The organism is Luteolibacter sp. SL250, assembly GCF_026625605.1.
Taxonomy (GTDB): Bacteria; Verrucomicrobiota; Verrucomicrobiia; order Verrucomicrobiales; family Akkermansiaceae; genus Luteolibacter.
Genome location: NZ_CP113054.1, coordinates 4,803,326 through 4,821,475 on the forward strand (window position 1 = coordinate 4,803,326; position 18,150 = coordinate 4,821,475).

Sequence of the window (18,150 nt, forward strand, 5' to 3'; positions counted from 1 at the left end):
CCGCCGGAGCAGGTTGAAATTTTCAGGACCCGTCCCGGGGGCGGATCATTTCTTGTCGAGATTCGCAGTCATCTCCTCATCGGTGGGTGTCTTGTTCGGCACACCGCCATCCGGCACGGGCAGTCCGGCGATCCAGGCAATGGAGTTCAGGACGACCTTCCGCTGGTCATCCTGCGCCCAGTTCTTGTGGAAATGGCCGCCGGTGAAGCCGAACGCCCTGCCACCCCCCAGCGCCGCCGGGCGTTCATAGGCCCACATCACATGCTGGGGCTCCTTGCGCTCCAGCACCGAGGCGCGGACATGCGGATTGCCGGAGTGGGTGCCGTCCGGACGGCTGAGAGTCTCCGCGGACGGAAGATCGGAGAGGATCGGGGTAACGCCCTCCATGTTCTTGCGGAACCGCATGTGGTAGTACCACTCGTCACGGATACCGAAATCCTTCACACCCTTGGTGACCTCATGGGTGGCGATCTTGAACTTCGCATCCCAGTGCGGGTTCACCGACCAATCGGTTTCGAAATAGCCACCGAGAACATCGAGGAACGTGTTGCCACCGTCACCCTTCGGCACTTCCACCGCATAGTGGATGCAGCCGACGCCCACGCCGGCCTCCGCCATTTTCCGCAGGTCGGCGAGCTGTTGCATGGCAGGGTGCCTGCCGCCACCGTCCGCGTAGATCACCACCGCCGCGGCGCCGTCGAAGACGGACTTGTCCGCCGGCCAGCCGTCCGTGACCACCACGGCCTCCACCGGCAGGCCGCTCTTGTTGATCTGGTCCGCCAGCAGCATGCAGCCGGCGCGGTGCTCATGCTCGCCCGGCTTGTGGCTGGGCTTGCCCGCCACGAAGACGATCTTTTTCTTGGCCGCGGGCTTGTCCTGCGCCACCGCACGCTCCCCTCCGGTCATCATGAAGAGGATCAGCGCCGTCACGGCGCAGGCGAAGGTCACGAGGAGTGAACTGGAGACTCGGAAAGGTCGGTTCATGGATTTCGATTTTGAGCAGAGTTATTACCAATGGGAACCGGAAAATCTTGCGGTGCCACCCTACGAAAAAACCCGCCCTGCGGCATGCGCGGGACGGGTTCGTGGAAATTCACTCCGGAAGGCCAGGTCACCAGGTCTTCACGTCATCGGCGGTGCCGATCTTCTTGTCCTGACCGGCGCTGTAGACCGCGCAACGGCGACCGTTGAGGGTCTCCTGCTTCTTGCTCGGCTTGAACTCGAGACGCTCCGCATAGTCCGTGTCGAGGACGATGAAAAATGGATTCCCCCATGGGTCGAACATTCCGGACACTTCCTTACCGCTCTTGTTGAAAACGAGACCGCCCTTTTTCTTGCTCTTCGCTTCGGGGACATCGAGATATTTCACCTTCTTGGTGTTGATTTCGTCTTCCAAGCCGAGTAGGATGTCCAAAATTTTGAGTCCGTCACCGGATTCGGTTCCAAACGTGGTGCCACCCTGGGTGGAGGCTGTTCCCGTAGGAACCGGCATCGCTGAGTAGTCCGCATAGAAGCTGTTGACCGCATGGACGACGTTGCGGGCGGCCGATTCGGCGACCTGTTTCCTTGCGGTGTTCTGAACCTTCATGCCCACGCCGAAACCGGCGCTGGCCAGCACCGCGATGATGGCGATGACGACGAGAAGTTCGATCAGGGTGAAACCGCTTCGGCGGTGAATGGATTGGGTTTTCATAAATTCTGAAATTCAGGTTCGGAGCTTCACTCCACATCAAAATCCGTCCTCCGGCAAGCCGCCGGGAGGACAAATCTCAACCAACACACCTACCCCAGCATGCCTCCGCATCAACCCTTTTCTCGAAACAAACACGCCCCATCCCGGAAACCCCGCGTTTCCTTCGTTGCCCCCATGACAAATACCCCCCAATCTCCTGACATGCCCGCTGACAAGCTGCGTTCGTCGATGATGGAATTTTTCGGCTCCACCGACTACCGGCCGATGACGAAATCCGAGATCGCCCGCAGCCTGAAGGTGCCGCCCTCCGTCCGCTCCGCCTTCCGCGCCACCCTGGACGCTTTGGTCGAGGAAGGCGTCCTCACCTTGGAAAAGAAAGGCCTCTACCGCCTCCGTTCCAGCGGCGGAAAGAACCAGCTCACCGGCACCCTCAAGTTCCACCCGAAGGGGCACGGCCTGTTTTTCCCGGATGCGTCCGATGAACAGAACATCGCAACCGGCATCGACCTGGTGGCGAACTCCCGCCTGCACGTGAACCGCCGGGACACCGGCACCGCGCTGGATGGCGACCGCGTGCTCGTGTCGCTGAAACAACCCAGCCCTCGCCGCCAGTTCCGCATCCGCAGCGAGATGGAGGAGGAACCGGAGGTGCGCGCCGTGGTGGAAAAAGTCCTGTCCCGCCGTTCCGGCAGGATCGTGGGCGTCTTCCAGAGCAAAGGCGGCTTCGCCTGGGTGGATACGGATGACAAGTCCGTGGAGGGCCGGGTGGAAATCATCGCGGACTCCACCGCAGAGACCGGGCAACTGGTGGTGGTGGATGTCGGCCAATGGAAGGATCGCTACGAGGTGCCGCGCGGCCGCGTCATCGAGGTGCTCGGCTGGCCCGGAGACCCCGGGGTGGACATCATTTCCGTGATCCACCGCTTCGGCCTGCGCACGTCCTTCCCGGAAAACGTCCTCAACGAGGCCCGTGCCGTTCCGGAGGACCCGGAGCCATCTGAAATCGCCCGCCGCAAGGACTGGCGGGACAAGCTGGTCATCACCATCGACCCGGCGGACGCGAAGGACCATGACGACGCCATCTGGTTGGAAAAAACGGCCCGCGGCTGGACGCTGGCCGTCCACATCGCGGACGTCTCCCACTACATCAAGCCGGGCAAGCCGATGGACAAGGAAGCGTCCGAGCGTGGCAACTCGACCTACCTGGTGGACCGCGTGCTGCCGATGCTGCCGACGGAGCTTTCCAACGGCATCTGCTCGCTCAAGCCGAACGTGGACCGACTGACGAAGTGCGCGCTGATGGAGATCTCCCACGACGGACGTCTCGAAAGGGCGACGTTCTTCGACGCGGTCATCCACTCCCGCGCGAAACTTTCCTACGAACAGGCACAGATGATCCTCGACGGCCTGCCCGCGCCGGAGGGATCCGATCCATATCTGGTGCCGCTGGTGAAGGAAGGCTGGGCGCTGGCTTCCACCATGCGCCGCCGCCGCTTTGCCAACGGCGCGCTCGATCTGGAGATGCCGGAGATCAAGGTGCGGCTGGACAGCAAGGGCCGCGCCGCCTCCGCGGAGCCGGTGGTCCACACGGAAAGCCACCAGCTCATCGAGGAATGCATGCTCATCGCCAACGAGGCGGTCGCGAAGCTGCTGCGCGAAAAGGGCAAGCCATCCGTCTTCCGCATTCACGAGGATCCCGATCCGTCGCGCCTGATGGACTACACGGAGACCGCGAAGCTCCATGGCTACAAGCCGGGGGACCTGACGAACCGCGACCACATCCAGAAGTTGCTCGATGAATCGAAAGGCAGCCCGGAGGAGCACGTCATCAAGCTGGGCCTGCTGAAGTCGCTGAAACGCGCCGCGTATTCCGCGGAACCGCTCGGCCACTACGGCCTCGCGAAGACGGACTACACGCACTTCACCAGCCCCATCCGCCGCTACTCCGACCTCATCGTCCACCGGTCGATGCAGCCCTATCTGGAGAACCCACCGAAGCCGGTGGACCGCACTCCGTCCCAAGCGGACCTGCGCGAGATCGCCCGCCACATTTCCGACACCGAGCGCACCTCCGCGGAAGCGGAGAGTGAGACGAAACAGATCAAGTTGCTGGAATACCTCGCCCGCGTCGCCAAGGAAGAGGACGGCCAGCTTTTCGACGGACTCATCACTGATGTCCGTCCAATGGGCCTGATGGTCGAGATCCCGGACATGGGTGTGCGCGGCGTGGTGAAGCGCGAGGAACTACCGTCCGGCAGCCGCTGGCGCTTCGAGGGCCACCGCAAGGCATGGGTTTCCTTCGACGGGAAAGTCATCCAGCTCGGCATGCGCATCCCGCTGCGGGTGGCGGCCATCGACATGGAAAAGCGTTTCGTCGATTTCAAGATCGCCGGGAAGCCGACCAGCGAAGGCACCCGCCCGCTGAATGCCCCTCCCCATCCGCCCACCCGCAAGCACCAGAAGCCGCAAACGAAACCCGCCGCCAAGGCAGGCCCGCCCAACAAGATCCGGAAGACGGATGGCGAGCACAAAAAGAAGCGGTTCTCCGGCGGAGGGAAGAAGGCTGGAAAGAAAAAGCGCGGATGAGCCGGTGATCCCTCATCTCACAATCCATATCTAACGGAGAAAGCCAAATCCGATTGACATATGACAGGGGAGCCCATTCAGTTTTCCCGGAGTCATTATGACAAACCGGTTCCCTCCCCTCGTCCTTGCCACCCTCATCGCCTGTTCTCCCGCCCTCTCATGGGCAGACACGCTCGATGATCTCCTGAGCCCGAAGACCGATGTCTCATCCCTGAGGGACGGGATGCCGCGAAGGCATGGAATGAAGTCGTGGATGCGTTCCGCCGCAATGACATGGCCGCCGCCGCCAGCCTGGGCCAGAAGTTCCTGGAGCAGGATTTCAAGGCGACCCCCTATCAGATCCTGGGGGTGAAGATCATGATCAACCTCGCCGATGAAAAGGCGCACGTGACCTCATCCAACAAGGACTCGAAGGGCAGCCTCGACATCGTCATGGCGGAGCGGGCGCAGATCACCGCGAAATACCAGGCGCTGCTTGAGACTATCCGCGCGGCGGACGCCGTCATCGACCGCCTCACCTACCGCCGGACCCAGCCCGTCCAGGAAGGCACCGCCGCCTACCGTGAGTGTGTGCGGAACGCCAGCATCATCGAGCGCGCCAACGCCGAACTGGAGATCCTCAAACCCCAGATCGAGCGGAACAAGCAGGCCGCCCTGGAAGTGAATTCCAAGCTGACCACGGAGACCAAATCCGACATCCTCAGGCTGCTGGACATGCTGCTGGAGGCCGATGAGCTGGAGGCCGCATTCGCCATCACGAATGTCTATCTGCGCAAGGCGGGGCAGGATCTCGACGTGGCGAAGCGGCAGCAGGATGTGATCCGGCTGAGGGAAGTCCATGAGAAGGCAGTCAAGATCGCAGCCGCCATCCATGAGCAGCAGCGGCCGCTCTTGTCCGGGAAGAAATACTGGGCGGCAAGGGACACGCGGGAGAAATCACTCGAGAAGGTCAGGCAGCAGGCCGGGGATGAAGACCTCATCCGGATGGTGGTCCGCAGGGTTTCCCTGGACGAAGCCGGGGTCGATGCCGCCATCAGCCGCGCCGAGTCCGAAACCAAGGTCCTGCTGGAACTGGCCGCCGTCGATCCGAAGAAAGCGGAAGCGCAGCTCGCCATGCTGGCGGCCGAATACCCCGACCACCCCGAACTCAGCACCCTGAGGACCAGGATCTCCATTTCCGACTCCGTGGCCATGAAGGGGAAGATGAGCGACCTGCTCGCTTCGATCGAGGCACTTGCCGAAAGTGATCCCGACCAGGCTCTCACGCTTTTGGCCGGTATCCGTGAAGACCACATGGATGAAATCGAGAGAGCCAGCATTTCGGCCCGGATCGCCGCCGCTGCCAACAAGGCCATCACGGCCTGCCTCGTCCGCGCCGAAAGATCCCTCGAGGAAGTGAAGGCAAAGGTCGGCGGTGAGGTCGCGGAAGTCGTGGCCGCTGAAATGGCGAAGGTGAGAAACCAGGACGGGGATTTCGTCGAACTGACTTCATCCGGCATCATCCGCGCCAGGATCGACCGGTCCGCGGATCTCCCCGAGGCGAAGGCCACGCTCGAAGGGGTTTCCAGGAGCCTTGCCCTGATCTCCGCCCAGAGAACCTCCACCCAGCAGCGAATCACGCTGGAAGCGCTCCGGACCGAAACCCGCCTCTTGCTCGCGGCCCTGAAATGACGATCATCCGGGAAACCAACCCGCTCCGGCTACTCCCGATGATCGATACCTACTACGAAGCTTTCAATGCGGGTGACCGCGAGAAGATGTTCTCCCTGCTCACGGACGATGTCGTCCATGACCTCAACCAGGGTGGCAGCGAAACGGGCATCGGTGCGTTCCGCGCGTTCATGGAGCGCATGGACCGCTGCTATCAGGAAACCCTGGAGGACATCGTGATCTTCGAAGGCCCGGACGGCACCCGGGCCGCCGCCGAGTTCAACGTGCGCGGCAAGTACCTGGCCACGGACGAGGGACTCCCGGAAGCGAACGGCCAGACCTACCTGATCCCAGCGGGGGCGTTCCTCACCCTCCGCGACGGGAAGATCTCCCGGCTGACGATGTACTACAACCTGCAGGAATGGCTGAGGCAGGTGGGGGCGTGATCAGGAGGAGCGCACGCCGCTCCATTCATCCCTTCCGTTTGTCCTTTTTCAGTGCAGCCGTCCGCCCACCGGCGATGATCACCTGCACGCCCTGTGCCTCGAATCTCGAGACGAGTTCCGGAGAGGCGGCGGTGTCCGTGACCAGGATGTCGATGTCCTTCACATCCGCGAAGCGGTAGGCGCTGCGCGCACCCAGCTTCGTGCTGTCAGCCAGCACGATCACGCGGTCCACACGCTCCAGCAGGCGCTCCTTCAGCACACCGTGGCCATGGTTCACATCCATCGCGCCACGTTCAGGATCCAGCGCATCCACACCTAGGAATGCGCTGCGGATGACGAAGCGTTTCGAGGCATCCTCCGCCATCGCTCCGGTGTAGCTGCGTGACTGGTTCTCATAGGTGCCGCCGGTGCAGACCAGCGTGAGATCCGTGCGGGTGGCCAGAGTGACCACGATGTGATGGGCGTTGGTGACGACCGTCAACGGCATCGGCGGCAGGTGATCCGCCAACCGCAGCACCGTGGAACTAGCGTCCAGGAAGATGGTTTCGCGGGCTGAGATCAACTGGGCCGCCGCCGTGGCGATGACATCCTTCTCAGTCTCATTGATGGCGGTGCGCTCCGGCAGCGGCAGGTCGAACCGGTCCGGCTCAGGCCGCACCGCTCCGCCATGGGTCCGCAGCAGACGGCCCAGCCGCTCCAGCGCCGTCAGATCCTTACGGATGGTCTCATCCGAGACGCCGAATTCCTCCACCAGATCAATGTTCCGGACAGAGCCTTCCGTCTGGACCCGGTGGAGAATCTTGTGCTGGCGTTCCGTGACGAGCATTTGGGTGACGAAAACGTAAACTTTTTTCCCAATGATATCCAAGCCAAAACATTGGATTTAACGTTCCCAAGATTGGGCATGCTTGGTTTTCGCGCCTCATCCGCCGTTCCGTCGCAAGGATGTTGGTTTTTATTGGATTAACGAAATCGCAATCAACTCATTATCAACATTTTACGATTGCGGACGGAAAAATGATGGAGCTTAGTTGACCCAACGATCCCGGAAGTTGATTCCGCCGTTCCCACCAATCCCCATAACTCCAAATCCGAAATCCATGAAACCCAACCTGACCCTCCGCCACCTGCTGCTTGGCTTCTTCGTCCCCTGTGCCGCCTTCGCGGGAACGACCGAGCCGGCGGTGACTCCCACCCTGCATTCCTCCGGCACCGACTCCTGGTGGAAAGCCTCCCTCAACGTCGGCTATGAGACTCTCCACGTGTATCGCGGCGTGGATTCCTCCGCCGGCAACGCGAACATCTGGGAGAGCCTGGATGTCGATATCGCCAATTTCTTCCACTTCAACCTCTACAACGGGAACTCCCTGAACGGCGAATACGGCGAGCTGACCCCGAGCTTCTATTTCTACAAGGACCTCGGTCCCATCACCGCCGCCGCCGGGATGATCTGGTACCACTTCCCCGGTGAGGACGGCGTGGACAGCGAGGAATACTACATCCAGCTCAGCCGGGAGCTGGGCGCGGGATTCTCCGCCTCCGCGTGGTTCTCCTACAATGCCCGCAGCGAAGGCTGGTACCATGAACTGAAACTCTCCCACTCCCTGCCGATCAACAACACGGTGAGCGTGGAGAGCCAGGCCGCCCTCGGATACTCCACCAGCTACCGCACCGGTGGCAACGGCCTGGACAACCTGACCATCGGCGTGGGCGTCCCGATCAAGCTGACCGAGAGCCTGACCCTGAAGCCGTCCCTGGGCTACGCGTTCGCGCTGGATGCCTTGGACAGCGGCGACGAAGGCTGGGCGGCCCTCACGCTTTCCTATCGCTTCTGACAGAAAACAGTCACAGATTACCAAACCCTGAAAATCCAAATCCATGAATCCCTATCTCGCTGAATTCATCGGCACCGCCATCCTGATCCTGCTGGGCAACGGCGTGGTGGCCAACGTGGTGCTCAACCGCAGCAAGGGCCAGAACGGCGGCTGGATCGTCATCACCGTCGGCTGGGGCCTCGCGGTCGCCATGGCGGTGTATGCCGTGGGCCGTATCTCCGGCGCCCATCTGAACCCTGCCGTAACCATCGGACTCGCTTCCATCGGAGGCTTCCCCTGGGAGAAAGTGCCCGGTTTCATCGCCGCCCAGGTGGCTGGTGGTGCGGTCGGGGCGACCCTCGTCTGGCTGGCCTACCTCGCCCACTGGGGTGAAACCCCGGACAAGGGCGCGAAGCTTGCGTGCTTTTCCACGGCTCCGGCCGTGAGGAAGATCGGCCCGGCGATCATCACCGAGGTCATCGGCACCGCGATGCTGGTATTCGGCGTACTGGCCATCGGCAGCGTGAAGGCGGGCATCGTGGATCCCGATCTCCAGTCCGTGGCCGGGGTGGTCGCCAACTGGTGGGGACCGATGCTGGTCGGCCTGCTGGTCGTATCCATCGGCGTGTCACTCGGTGGCCCCACCGGCTATGCCATCAACCCCGCCCGTGACCTGGGACCGCGCATCGCCCACCAGCTCCTGCCGATCGCCGGCAAGGGCGGCTCCGACTGGGCCTACGCCTGGGTGCCCATCGTGGCCCCCATCATCGGCGGCGTGACCGGCGCCCTCCTCCACCGTGCGCTCTTCGGCGCGTGATCCATCCAACTCCAGATAAACACCGAACACCTTTCAAACCCATGAGCTCCGAAAAATTCATCATGGCCCTGGACCAGGGCACCACCAGTTCCCGCACGCTGATCGTCAACCACGCGGGCAAGGTCATCTCCGTCGCCCAGATGGAGTTCAAGCAACACTACCCGAAGCCCGGCTGGGTGGAGCATGACCCGATGGAAATCTGGTCCAGCCAATCCGCCACGGAGGCGGAGGCGCTGAGCAAGGCGGACCTCCGGCACCGCGACATCGCCGCCATCGGCATCACCAACCAGCGGGAGACCACCGTGGTCTGGAACAAGAACACCGGCAAGCCGGTCTACAACGCCATCGTCTGGCAGGACCGGCGGACCGCCGACTACTGTGCGAAGCTGAAAGAGCAGGGACTGGAGCCGAAATTCACCGAAAAGACCGGCCTCCGCCTGGACCCCTATTTCTCCGGCACCAAGTTGCGCTGGATCCTGGAGAACGTGGAAGGGGCACGGGCGGAGGCGGAAGCGGGCAACCTGATCTTCGGCACCATCGACAGTTGGTTGGTCTGGAAGCTCACGGACGGAGCCGTCCATGTGACGGACGCCACCAACGCCTCCCGCACGCTGCTTTTCAACATCCACACCGGCGACTGGGACAATGAAATCCTGGAGATCCTGGACATCCCGCGCAAGATGCTGCCGGAGGTGAAGGGCTCCAGCGAGGTGTATGGCAACAGTACTAAGAACGTGCCCATCGCGGGTATGGCGGGTGACCAGCAGTCCGCCCTCTTCGGCCAGGCATGTTTCGAGCCGGGCATGGCGAAGAACACCTACGGCACCGGTTGCTTCATGCTGATGAACACCGGCGAAAAGGCCATCCCGTCGAAGAACAACCTGCTCACCACGGTGGCCTGGAAGATCGGCGGCAAGACGGAGTACGCGCTGGAAGGCTCGATCTTCGTCGGTGGTGCGGTGGTCCAGTGGCTGCGCGACGAACTGAAGATCGTCTCCAGCGCGGAGGAGTGCAGCAAGCTGGCCGCCAGCGTGCCTGACGCGGGCGGCATGTATCTGGTGCCCGCCTTCGCCGGACTCGGCGCGCCGCACTGGGATCCCTACGCCCGCGGCCTCTGCATCGGCATGACCCGCGGCACCAACCGGGCGCACTACTGCCGGGCCGCGCTGGAGGGCATCGCTTTCCAGAGCGCGGACCTCATCGACTGCATGACGAAGGACAGCGGCATCGAGATCAAGGAGCTGCGTGTCGATGGCGGGGCCTCCCGCAGCGAGCCGCTGATGCAGTTCCAGTCCGACCTGCTGGGCGTGAACGTGGTCCGCCCGGACAACGTGGAAACGACCGCCATGGGCGCGGCCTATCTGGCCGGACTGGCCGTGGGCTACTGGGAAAGCAAGGAAGACATCGTCTCCCGCTGGAAGGAAGACGCCCGCTTCAAGCCGTCCCGCGAGCAGGAGGAAATCAAGAAACTGGTCGCCGGATGGAACCGTGCGGTCGATCGGGCGAAAGCCTGGGAACAACCCGACAACGAATCATGAAACGCGAAATCCATCTCAACGACATCCGCACCGCCACGGAACCCTTCGATTTCTGCATCGTGGGCGGCGGTGCCACCGGCCTGGGCGCGGCGGTTGACGCCGCCTCCCGCGGCCACTCCGTCGTCCTGATCGAGCAGGCGGACTTCGCGAAAGGCACGTCCTCCCGTTCGACGAAGCTGGTCCACGGCGGCGTGCGCTACCTCCAGCAGGGGAATGTTTCCCTGGTTCTGGAGGCGCTGCGCGAGCGCGGCCGGATGACGCGGAACGCGCCGCACCTGGTGCACGACCTTTCCTTTGTCATCCCCAACTACAGTTGGTGGGAGGGTCCGTTCTACGGCATCGGCATGAAGGTCTATGACCAGCTCGCCGGGAAGCTGGGCCTCGGCCCCAGCAAGTGGCTGTCCAAGGAGGAGACCGTCGAACGCATCCCCACCGTGGAAACGGAGAATCTCACCGGCGGCGTGATGTACCATGACGGCCAGTTCGATGACTCCAGGCTGGCGGTCAACCTCGCCCAGACCGCGGCGGGCCTCGGCGCGAAGATCGTCAACTACACGAGATGCACCGGCCTGTTGAAAAAGGACGGGCTGGTCAGCGGAGTGGAAGCCATGGACCTGGAAAGCTGCGAGCCTTTCCAGATCCACGCCCGGTGTGTCATCAATGCCACGGGTATCTTCGTGGATGACCTCCGGTCGAAGGATGAAGGCCATGCCAAACCCATGGTCACCGTCAGCCAGGGCATCCACATCGTCCTGCCGAAGGAATTCCTGCCCGGCAATGCGGCGATCATGATCCCGAAAACGGCGGATGGCCGCGTCCTGTTCGCCGTGCCGTGGCATGACTGCGTGGTGGTCGGCACCACGGACACCCCGCTGCCGGAAAAGTCCATGGAGCCCCGCGCGCTCGCCTCGGAGGTGGAGTTCGTGATGGAACACGCCGCGAAGTACCTGACGAAAGATCCCCGCCCGGAGGATGTGCTGAGCATTTTCGCCGGACTGCGGCCGCTCGTGAAATCCGGCGATGATACGAACACCGCCGCCATTTCCCGGGACCACACCATCCTCGTCAGCAACAGCGGCCTGATCACCGTCACCGGCGGAAAATGGACCACCTACCGGAAGATGGCGGAGGACGTCATCGACCAGGCGGAGATGGTCTCCGGAGTGGACCAGCGGCGCTGCGAGACGGAGACCCTCCAGATCCGCGGCTGGACCCACACGCCCATCCCGGAGCCGAACCTGCGGCCCTACGGCGCGGACGCCGCCGCCATCCGGGCGCTCGGCGGGTCGGAAAGGATCCATCCGGACCTGACGATCACCGCGGCCGAAGTCCGCTGGCATGTCCGGGAGGAAATGGCCCGCACGGTGGAGGATGTCCTTTCCCGCCGCTCCCGCTGCCTGCTGCTCAACGCCCGCGCCAGCATCGAAGCCGCTCCCACGGTCGCCGCCATCATGGCGGAGGAGCTGGACAGAGGCCAGGATTGGGTGACCCACCAGCTCGAAACCTACACCACCCTCGCCAAGGGCTACGTTTTCGGGGATCCGGCCAGCATCGGCGGCTGAATCCGCAAATTTCCGCCGGTGGCATTTTCCTGTTGCCACCGGCGGCCCCCACCCGTAGCCTCCGCGCCCCTCCCTGCGAAATCTCAAACCACATCCCGCGATGTCCAAGCACAACAGCCTCAAAGCAAGCGCCACCGTCGGCGGCAAACGCTCCGTCCTCAAGCGCTTCGAGCGCGTCAAACTCCTCAAGGAGCGTGGCGAATGGAAAGCCGGCCGCAGCCCTGTCGGCCTGCCAAAGACCAAGCACGAAGGTTGATCCCTTCACGCACGGTTTTCCCGATCCGCGTGGAATCCCAGAGTGGGTTCCGCGCTTTTTTCGCTGAAAATTTCCCACTCCCATGAACGACGGCACCCGCCTCAACAAATACCTCGCCTCCTGCGGCATCGGCTCACGCCGCGCCTGTGATGAACTCATCCAGACCGGGCGGGTGGAGGTGAACGGCTCGCCGTGCCTGAACATGGGGACCCGTATCGGCCCCGGTGACCATGTGAAGCTGGACGGAAAGCGCGTGGTGCCGAATGACGTGGCCATCCTCGCCTTCCACAAGCCGCGCGGCTTCGTCTGCACCCGCGAGGACGAGCTGGGCCGGGAGACGATCTACGATTTCCTCCCTCCGACCCTGCACAGCCTGCACCACGTCGGCCGCCTTGACCGGGATTCCGAGGGGCTGCTGATCCTCACCAACGACGGTGACCTGTCCCAGCGGCTGATGCACCCGTCGAAGTCAGTCGAGAAGGAGTATCTGGTGACGTCCAACCAGGCGTTCGAGAACCACCACCTCGACCAGTTCCTGGAAGGCATCTATACCGAGGGCGGGAAACTGAAGGCGAAAGCCATCGAGCGGCTCTCCCCGCGCCGGATCAAGATCGTCCTCGACCACGGCGCGAAACGCCAGATCCGGGTCATGTTCGAGGCGCTGGGCTATCAGGTGACCAAACTGCTCCGCATCCGCATCGGCTCGCTGTGGCTGGGCGATCTGGAACCCGGCACCTACGCCTTCCTCAACTCGAAGGAAGTCGAGTTGCTGATGAAGAATCCGAAGGCCTGAGCGGCCCCACCCCCCGGGAATCCGGGCGTGAGATTTCCCGGATTTCGTTGAACTGGCGGCTTGCCCCGCGCCATGTGGATTTCTAGTTTCCGCAACGTAGATGCGAAAATACGCGTCGCTTTCCAGAGATCCCAAAATCCATGAGCAAGTCATCGAAGGTCAAACCCACGCCCGAAGTCATCCACAAGCCCTCGAAGGAATTCTCCGCCAAGGCCCGCATCCCTTCGATGGCGGCCTACAAGAAGCTCTACAAGGAGTCGATCGACAAGCCGGAGAAGTTCTGGGCCAAGGAGGCGAAGGAACTCACCTGGCAGAAACCATGGTCGAAGGTCCTGGACTGGAAGGCCCCTTTCGCCAAGTGGTTCGACGGCGGCAAGCTCAACGTCTGTGAGAACTGCGTGGACCGCCATGCTTTCGGCGCGCGCAAGAACAAGGCCGCCATCATCTGGGAGGGCGAACCCGGCGACCGCCGCGTGATCACCTACGGCCAGCTCCACAAGGAGGTCTGCCGCTTCGCCAACGTCCTCGAGAAAAACGGCATCAAGAAGAACGACCGCGTTCTCATCTACATGCCGATGGTGCCGGAGGCGGCCATCGCCATGCTGGCCTGCGCGCGCATCGGCGCGGTCCACAACGTGGTCTTCGGTGGCTTCGCCTCGGAGGCGATCCTGGACCGTCTGGAGGATTCCGGTTCCGTCGCGGTGATCACCGCGGACGGCGGCTGGCGCCGCGGCAAGGTCATCCCGCTCAAGCCCGCGGTCGATGAGGCCCTCTCCCGCTACACCGCCGCGAAGATCAAGCGCGTGATCGTGCTCAAGCGGACCGGCAACGACATCAAGATGGTTTCCGGCCGCGACTCCTGGTGGCACGAGGAGGTCACCGAGGTGTCGAACAAGCATGTCGCGAAGCCCTTCGACTCCGAGCACCCGCTCTTCGTCCTCTACACCTCCGGTTCCACCGGAAAACCGAAAGGCATCCTCCACACCTCCGGCGGCTACCTCACCGGCACCTACGCGACCTGCAAGTACATCTTCGACATGCGGGATGAGGACGTCTACTGGTGCACCGCCGATGTTGGCTGGATCACCGGCCACTCCTACATCGTCTACGGACCGCTCGCCAATGGCGCGACCCAGGTGATGTATGAAGGCGCGCCGAACGAGCCGGACTTCGGCCGCTTCTGGAAGATGATCGAGGAATACGGCGTGACCATCTTCTACACCGCGCCCACCGCCATCCGCGCCTTCATCAAGGCGGGCGATCATTTCCCGGCCGGCTACGACCTTTCCTCCCTCCGCCTGCTCGGCTCCGTCGGGGAACCGATCAATCCCGAGGCCTGGAACTGGTACCACAAGCACATCGGCGGCGGGCGCTGCCCGATCGTCGATACCTGGTGGCAGACGGAAACCGGCGCGATCCTCATCTCACCGATCCCCGGTGCGACGCCCTGCAAGCCAGGCACCGCCACCCATCCGTTCTTCGGCATCGACGCCGCCATCCTCGATGACGCCGGCAAGGAGTGCAAACCGAACGAGGACGGCCGCCTGGTCATCCGCAAGCCATGGCCGTCCATGACCCGCACGATCTACGGCGACAAGGCGCGCTTCAAGAAGACCTACTTCTCCGACTACCCCGGCCTCTACACCGCGGGTGACGGCGCCCGCAGGGACAAAGACGGCAACTTCTGGATCATCGGCCGTCTCGACGACGTACTGAACGTCTCCGGCCACCGTCTCGGCACGGCGGAGATCGAGAGCGCGCTGGTCGCCCACCCTGCGGTGGCGGAGGCAGCCGTCGTCGGCCGCCCGGATGACATGAAAGGCCAGGCCGTCGCCGCGTTCGTCACCCTCAAGAGCGGCTTCCAGGAGTCGGAGCACCTCATCATCGAGCTGCGCAACCACGTCGGCAAACTCATCGGCGCCATCGCCAAACCGGACGACATCTATTGCACCCCCGGCTTGCCGAAAACCCGTTCCGGCAAGATCATGCGCCGCCTGCTGAAGGAACTGGTCACCAAGGGAGAGATCAGCGGCAACATCACCACCCTGGAGGACTACAACGTCATCACCGCACTCCAGGAGAAGGTGAAGAAAAAATAGGTTCCAGCCCATCTTCATGACGCCCACACGCTATTTCCTCTCACGCATCGCCCACACGCTGGGCATCCACCGGCGCAACCAGCGCATGAGCGATGCCGCGAGTGAGACCCATCTGCTGCGTGATGCGGAGGCTTACCTTGGAGCGATGGTCTGGAGGAAGGTGGAGGACATCGAATCCCTTTCCTCCAGCTACTGGAACCTGCGGAAGCTTTCCCAGGAGCAGGAAGCGATCTCCACCGGGATCGCCTCCTGCCAGGAGAAGCTGAACAAGGCCCATGAAGACCGTGCCGCGTTGCTCAACACCGTCTCCGAACCCGAGCAAAAGCTCCTCACGGAGAAGGCAGGGATCGTGGCGGAACTCGGCACGCTTTCCACCAGACGGGACGAGATCGTGGCTGCCGCCAAGGAGATCCGGAAGTCCTACGAAGGCCTGAAGGTGAAGTCCGAAGTGCTGGCCAACCAGACCGGCGACACCAAACCGGCCGCCGCCGAGATCGACAAGCTCAACACCTCCCTCAGCCAACTGAAGGAACGTTTCACCTCATTGAAAGAGGAGCGGACACGGATCAGCGAGGACATCATCAAGGGAGACCAGAGAATCAACGAGCTGGCTGAGAAGATCCAATCCTTCAGGAAATCCCAGCATGACAACGCCTCGAAGGCGATCCAGTCCATCGGTGACGCGAACAAGGACATTTCCTCTCTGCGGGCGGAGTATGGCATCCTGGACACCAGGATGTCCCAGCTCCACGCGGAGATCGGCAAACACGTGAGCCGCAATGCATACGGTGACCCGGCCTGTGCGGAAGCGGTGAAGGATCACCGGGGGCTCGTTGATGTGATGCAGGCATTGAGGAAATCCATCACCCTCAACTATCGCCTGGCGGATATGTAAGGAGCGGAGGGATGATGCGTGATCGGCTCCGTGTTCCGCTTCAAGCCGTGGTAAGGAGGGCGGACATTGCGGTCAATGGGTGTGATCGGCACGCTGCTCGGCCTCATCAAGGCGCTTGAAGCCACGCTGCGCCTCACGCAGGGAGATGGTCCGGCTCTTGTCCCGGTCATAGAAATCAATAATCTCCGAAGGAGGATGGCCGGTGGATTTCTGGGCAGCCACCAGTTCGCCGGAATCCAGCTCACCGTCACCATTCAAGTCATACCGGTCGAACTTCTCCAGCAGACCGATCATCTGCTTCTCAACCTTGGTTTCAGGAACGATGGGCCCTGGTCCGGAACATGCGGCAATCAGCGGGAGAACAAGGAGAGGTGCGAACTTCATGCAGGAATGAAGTTGGCGTATGCCACAGCGCCGGGCAAGCTCCGAAGCATTCCATGCAAGTCCGGATCATCGCCGCGGGCAAACCCGCCCTCGCCTTCGCCAAAGCCGGGGTTGAAGAGTACCTGAAGCGCCTTTCCCGCTTCGGAAGCCATGAGCTGGTGATCATCAAGGCAGGCTCCCAGGATGATGTCTCTTCCCGCCTGCTGGAGCGCTCGGAAGGCTCATTCAGGATCGGACTGGACGAACGCGGAAAAGCCCTGGCAACCCGCGCCTTCCACCAGCAACTGGAGACATTGGAACTCCGCGGGGACGTGAAATCCGTCTCCTTCCTGATCGGCGCGGCGGACGGACACAATGAAACCCTGCGGAAGAGCTGTGATCTGCTGATCTCCGTCTCTCCGTTCACCCTGCAGCACGAGCTGGCCCTGGTGATCCTGCTGGAGCAGCTCTACCGGGTCGCCTCACTGAAGGCGGGCATGCCCTATCACAGGGATTGAGCGGAACTCCGCGCGCCTCAACGGCGGTAGCGGTTCTGCTCCATCATCCCGAACTGTCCCTGGCCTTGTCCGGCGACCGGGGTGTTCCATGGAATCTGGCTGCTCTGGCTGCCTGGAGGCGGAGTGGGCTTCTTCTCCACTTCCTTGAGGCAGGAAACCAACCCGAGCGAGGAGGCTGCAACGGCAAGTGTGATGATGACACGCATGGACAGAGCGTAAAAAAAGCTCCGCGGCTGGCAAGCCTGCGGAGCTTTTAAAATTCAGACGGCCTGGCTTCAGTTGGCGGCAGGCTGGGCGACGATCACCCGGTCACCCGGCTGGATGCGCACGCCGGGAGCGAGGCTTTCAAGCTCGATGTCGGCGATGGTCTGGGTGGCTTCGATCGAGGTGGGCTTCACACGGCCGATGAACTGGCCGTCGCGCTTCACCAGCAGGCTGGTCTGCGGGGTGAATCCGGAGTTCGAACCGGCACCGATGACGAGGAATCCCCAGTCCTGGTTGACGGCGGTCACCACGGCTTCCATCGCGTTGCGGCTGATGCGGACGCTGCTTTCCACGGCACGGTCGCTGAGGCGCTTGGACTCCCCGCGGGTGGAGGTGATCTTCTTCTGCGCGCCGTCGATGAGGGCGGTCAGCTCCTCCATGCGGGCCTTCTTCGTTTTGACGTTGGCTTCGATCTTGGCGACTTCATCACCAATGTTGTCGATGTTGACGTTGGTGCCGATGTCCTTGAGCAGCTTGTTGAGCTCATCCACCGCCTTGTTGAGGTCGGCGAGTTCCTGCTGCTGGGTGGCGAGGGTGGTGTCGATCCCGGCGATGTCACGCTTGATGGAGCTTTCGGAAGCCTTCAGGGCCGCCAGGGCGCTGTTGACGTCCTCACGCTTCTTGTTGGCGTCGGTCAGGGCCGTGCGCTCGTTGTCGCGCTCCTTCTCGGTCGCGGTGGCTTCGGCGCGGACCTTCTCCTCTTCCGCTTTCTTTTCGAGGCGGATGCTTTGCTGGTCGGCGAATTTCTGGGACTGGGCGAAGGAGAAAAACGCGGCGGCGCCAGCGGCCAGAATCAATAGAACGTTAGAGACAACTTTCATCGGGGTTCTTTGGAGAGTTTTTTTGGAAAAAGGGT

At 62.5% G+C, this 18,150-nt stretch carries 18 protein-coding genes; 12 read left to right on the plus strand and 6 right to left on the minus strand.

All coding sequences use genetic code 11. The annotated features are described in order from the left end of the window. Positions 1-45 precede the first annotated feature (45 nt). Positions 46-984, minus strand: a complete 939-nt coding sequence (locus OVA24_RS20820) for a ThuA domain-containing protein (protein ID WP_267672106.1) — start codon at positions 982-984, stop codon at positions 46-48. Between the two features lie 127 nt (positions 985-1,111). Further along, positions 1,112-1,693, minus strand: coding sequence for a prepilin-type N-terminal cleavage/methylation domain-containing protein (locus OVA24_RS20825; RefSeq protein ID WP_267672107.1), 582 nt, complete (start codon positions 1,691-1,693; stop codon positions 1,112-1,114). A 174-nt stretch (positions 1,694-1,867) separates the two neighbouring features. Between OVA24_RS20825 and rnr the strand changes: the two genes are divergently transcribed. The 3 genes from rnr to OVA24_RS20840 all read left to right on the plus strand — a co-directional run bounded on the left by rnr (position 1,868) and on the right by OVA24_RS20840 (position 6,375). Further along, on the plus strand, positions 1,868-4,279 hold the full coding sequence (gene rnr / locus OVA24_RS20830) for a ribonuclease R (protein WP_267672108.1): 2,412 nt from the start codon (positions 1,868-1,870) through the stop codon (positions 4,277-4,279). A 249-nt stretch (positions 4,280-4,528) separates the two neighbouring features. Continuing rightward, positions 4,529-5,950 (plus strand): hypothetical protein, encoded by a 1,422-nt coding sequence (locus OVA24_RS20835; protein WP_267672109.1) that lies wholly within the window; start codon positions 4,529-4,531, stop codon positions 5,948-5,950. Then, the gene (locus OVA24_RS20840; protein ID WP_267672111.1) at positions 5,947-6,375 is read left to right on the plus strand and encodes a ketosteroid isomerase-related protein; all 429 of its coding nucleotides are present in this window, start codon (positions 5,947-5,949) and stop codon (positions 6,373-6,375) included. The genes OVA24_RS20835 and OVA24_RS20840 overlap by 4 nt, the downstream gene beginning before the upstream one ends. Positions 6,376-6,400: 25 nt before the next feature. Here OVA24_RS20840 and OVA24_RS20845 read toward each other — a convergent pair whose 3' ends face one another. After that, positions 6,401-7,201, minus strand: coding sequence for a DeoR/GlpR family DNA-binding transcription regulator (locus OVA24_RS20845; RefSeq protein WP_267672112.1), 801 nt, complete (start codon positions 7,199-7,201; stop codon positions 6,401-6,403). Positions 7,202-7,475: 274 nt separating this feature from the next. Here OVA24_RS20845 and OVA24_RS20850 point away from each other — a divergent pair, with 274 nt between their 5' ends. The 8 genes from OVA24_RS20850 to OVA24_RS20885 all read left to right on the plus strand — a co-directional run bounded on the left by OVA24_RS20850 (position 7,476) and on the right by OVA24_RS20885 (position 16,149). Beyond that, a complete protein-coding gene (locus OVA24_RS20850) occupies positions 7,476-8,210 on the plus strand; it encodes a TorF family putative porin (RefSeq protein WP_267672114.1) in 735 nt (244 codons plus the stop codon). Between the two features lie 43 nt (positions 8,211-8,253). After that, entirely contained in the window at positions 8,254-9,006 is a 753-nt protein-coding gene (locus OVA24_RS20855) for an MIP/aquaporin family protein (RefSeq protein ID WP_267672116.1), read from the plus strand. Positions 9,007-9,047: 41 nt separating this feature from the next. After that, a complete protein-coding gene (gene glpK / locus OVA24_RS20860) occupies positions 9,048-10,544 on the plus strand; it encodes a glycerol kinase GlpK (RefSeq protein ID WP_267672117.1) in 1,497 nt (498 codons plus the stop codon). Beyond that, complete coding sequence (locus OVA24_RS20865; RefSeq protein ID WP_267672118.1) at positions 10,541-12,106, plus strand: glycerol-3-phosphate dehydrogenase/oxidase; 1,566 nt, start codon at positions 10,541-10,543, stop codon at positions 12,104-12,106. Before glpK ends, OVA24_RS20865 begins: the two co-directional genes overlap by 4 nt. Positions 12,107-12,206: 100 nt before the next feature. Continuing rightward, positions 12,207-12,362 carry a small basic protein gene (locus OVA24_RS20870; protein ID WP_267672119.1) on the plus strand — a complete coding sequence of 52 codons (156 nt, stop codon included), beginning with the start codon at positions 12,207-12,209 and terminating at the stop codon, positions 12,360-12,362. Between the two features lie 82 nt (positions 12,363-12,444). Further along, the gene (locus OVA24_RS20875; RefSeq protein ID WP_267672121.1) at positions 12,445-13,155 is read left to right on the plus strand and encodes a pseudouridine synthase; all 711 of its coding nucleotides are present in this window, start codon (positions 12,445-12,447) and stop codon (positions 13,153-13,155) included. A 140-nt stretch (positions 13,156-13,295) separates the two neighbouring features. Continuing rightward, positions 13,296-15,254 carry an acetate--CoA ligase gene (gene acs / locus OVA24_RS20880; protein WP_267672122.1) on the plus strand — a complete coding sequence of 653 codons (1,959 nt, stop codon included), beginning with the start codon at positions 13,296-13,298 and terminating at the stop codon, positions 15,252-15,254. A gap of 16 nt (positions 15,255-15,270) precedes the next feature. Continuing rightward, positions 15,271-16,149 (plus strand): hypothetical protein, encoded by an 879-nt coding sequence (locus OVA24_RS20885; protein WP_267672123.1) that lies wholly within the window; start codon positions 15,271-15,273, stop codon positions 16,147-16,149. Positions 16,150-16,221: 72 nt separating this feature from the next. On the opposite strand, the gene OVA24_RS20890 is transcribed toward OVA24_RS20885, so the two are convergent. After that, positions 16,222-16,533 (minus strand): EF-hand domain-containing protein, encoded by a 312-nt coding sequence (locus OVA24_RS20890; protein WP_267672124.1) that lies wholly within the window; start codon positions 16,531-16,533, stop codon positions 16,222-16,224. 53 nt (positions 16,534-16,586) lie between these two features. Between OVA24_RS20890 and OVA24_RS20895 the strand changes: the two genes are divergently transcribed. Further along, positions 16,587-17,030: a 23S rRNA (pseudouridine(1915)-N(3))-methyltransferase RlmH gene (locus OVA24_RS20895; protein ID WP_267672125.1), complete on the plus strand. Its 444-nt coding sequence runs from the start codon at positions 16,587-16,589 to the stop codon at positions 17,028-17,030. 17 nt (positions 17,031-17,047) lie between these two features. On the opposite strand, the gene OVA24_RS20900 is transcribed toward OVA24_RS20895, so the two are convergent. Next, entirely contained in the window at positions 17,048-17,236 is a 189-nt protein-coding gene (locus OVA24_RS20900; protein WP_267672126.1) for a hypothetical protein, read from the minus strand. 69 nt (positions 17,237-17,305) lie between these two features. Continuing rightward, entirely contained in the window at positions 17,306-18,115 is an 810-nt protein-coding gene (locus tag OVA24_RS20905) for a hypothetical protein (RefSeq protein ID WP_267672127.1), read from the minus strand. Positions 18,116-18,150 lie beyond the last annotated feature (35 nt).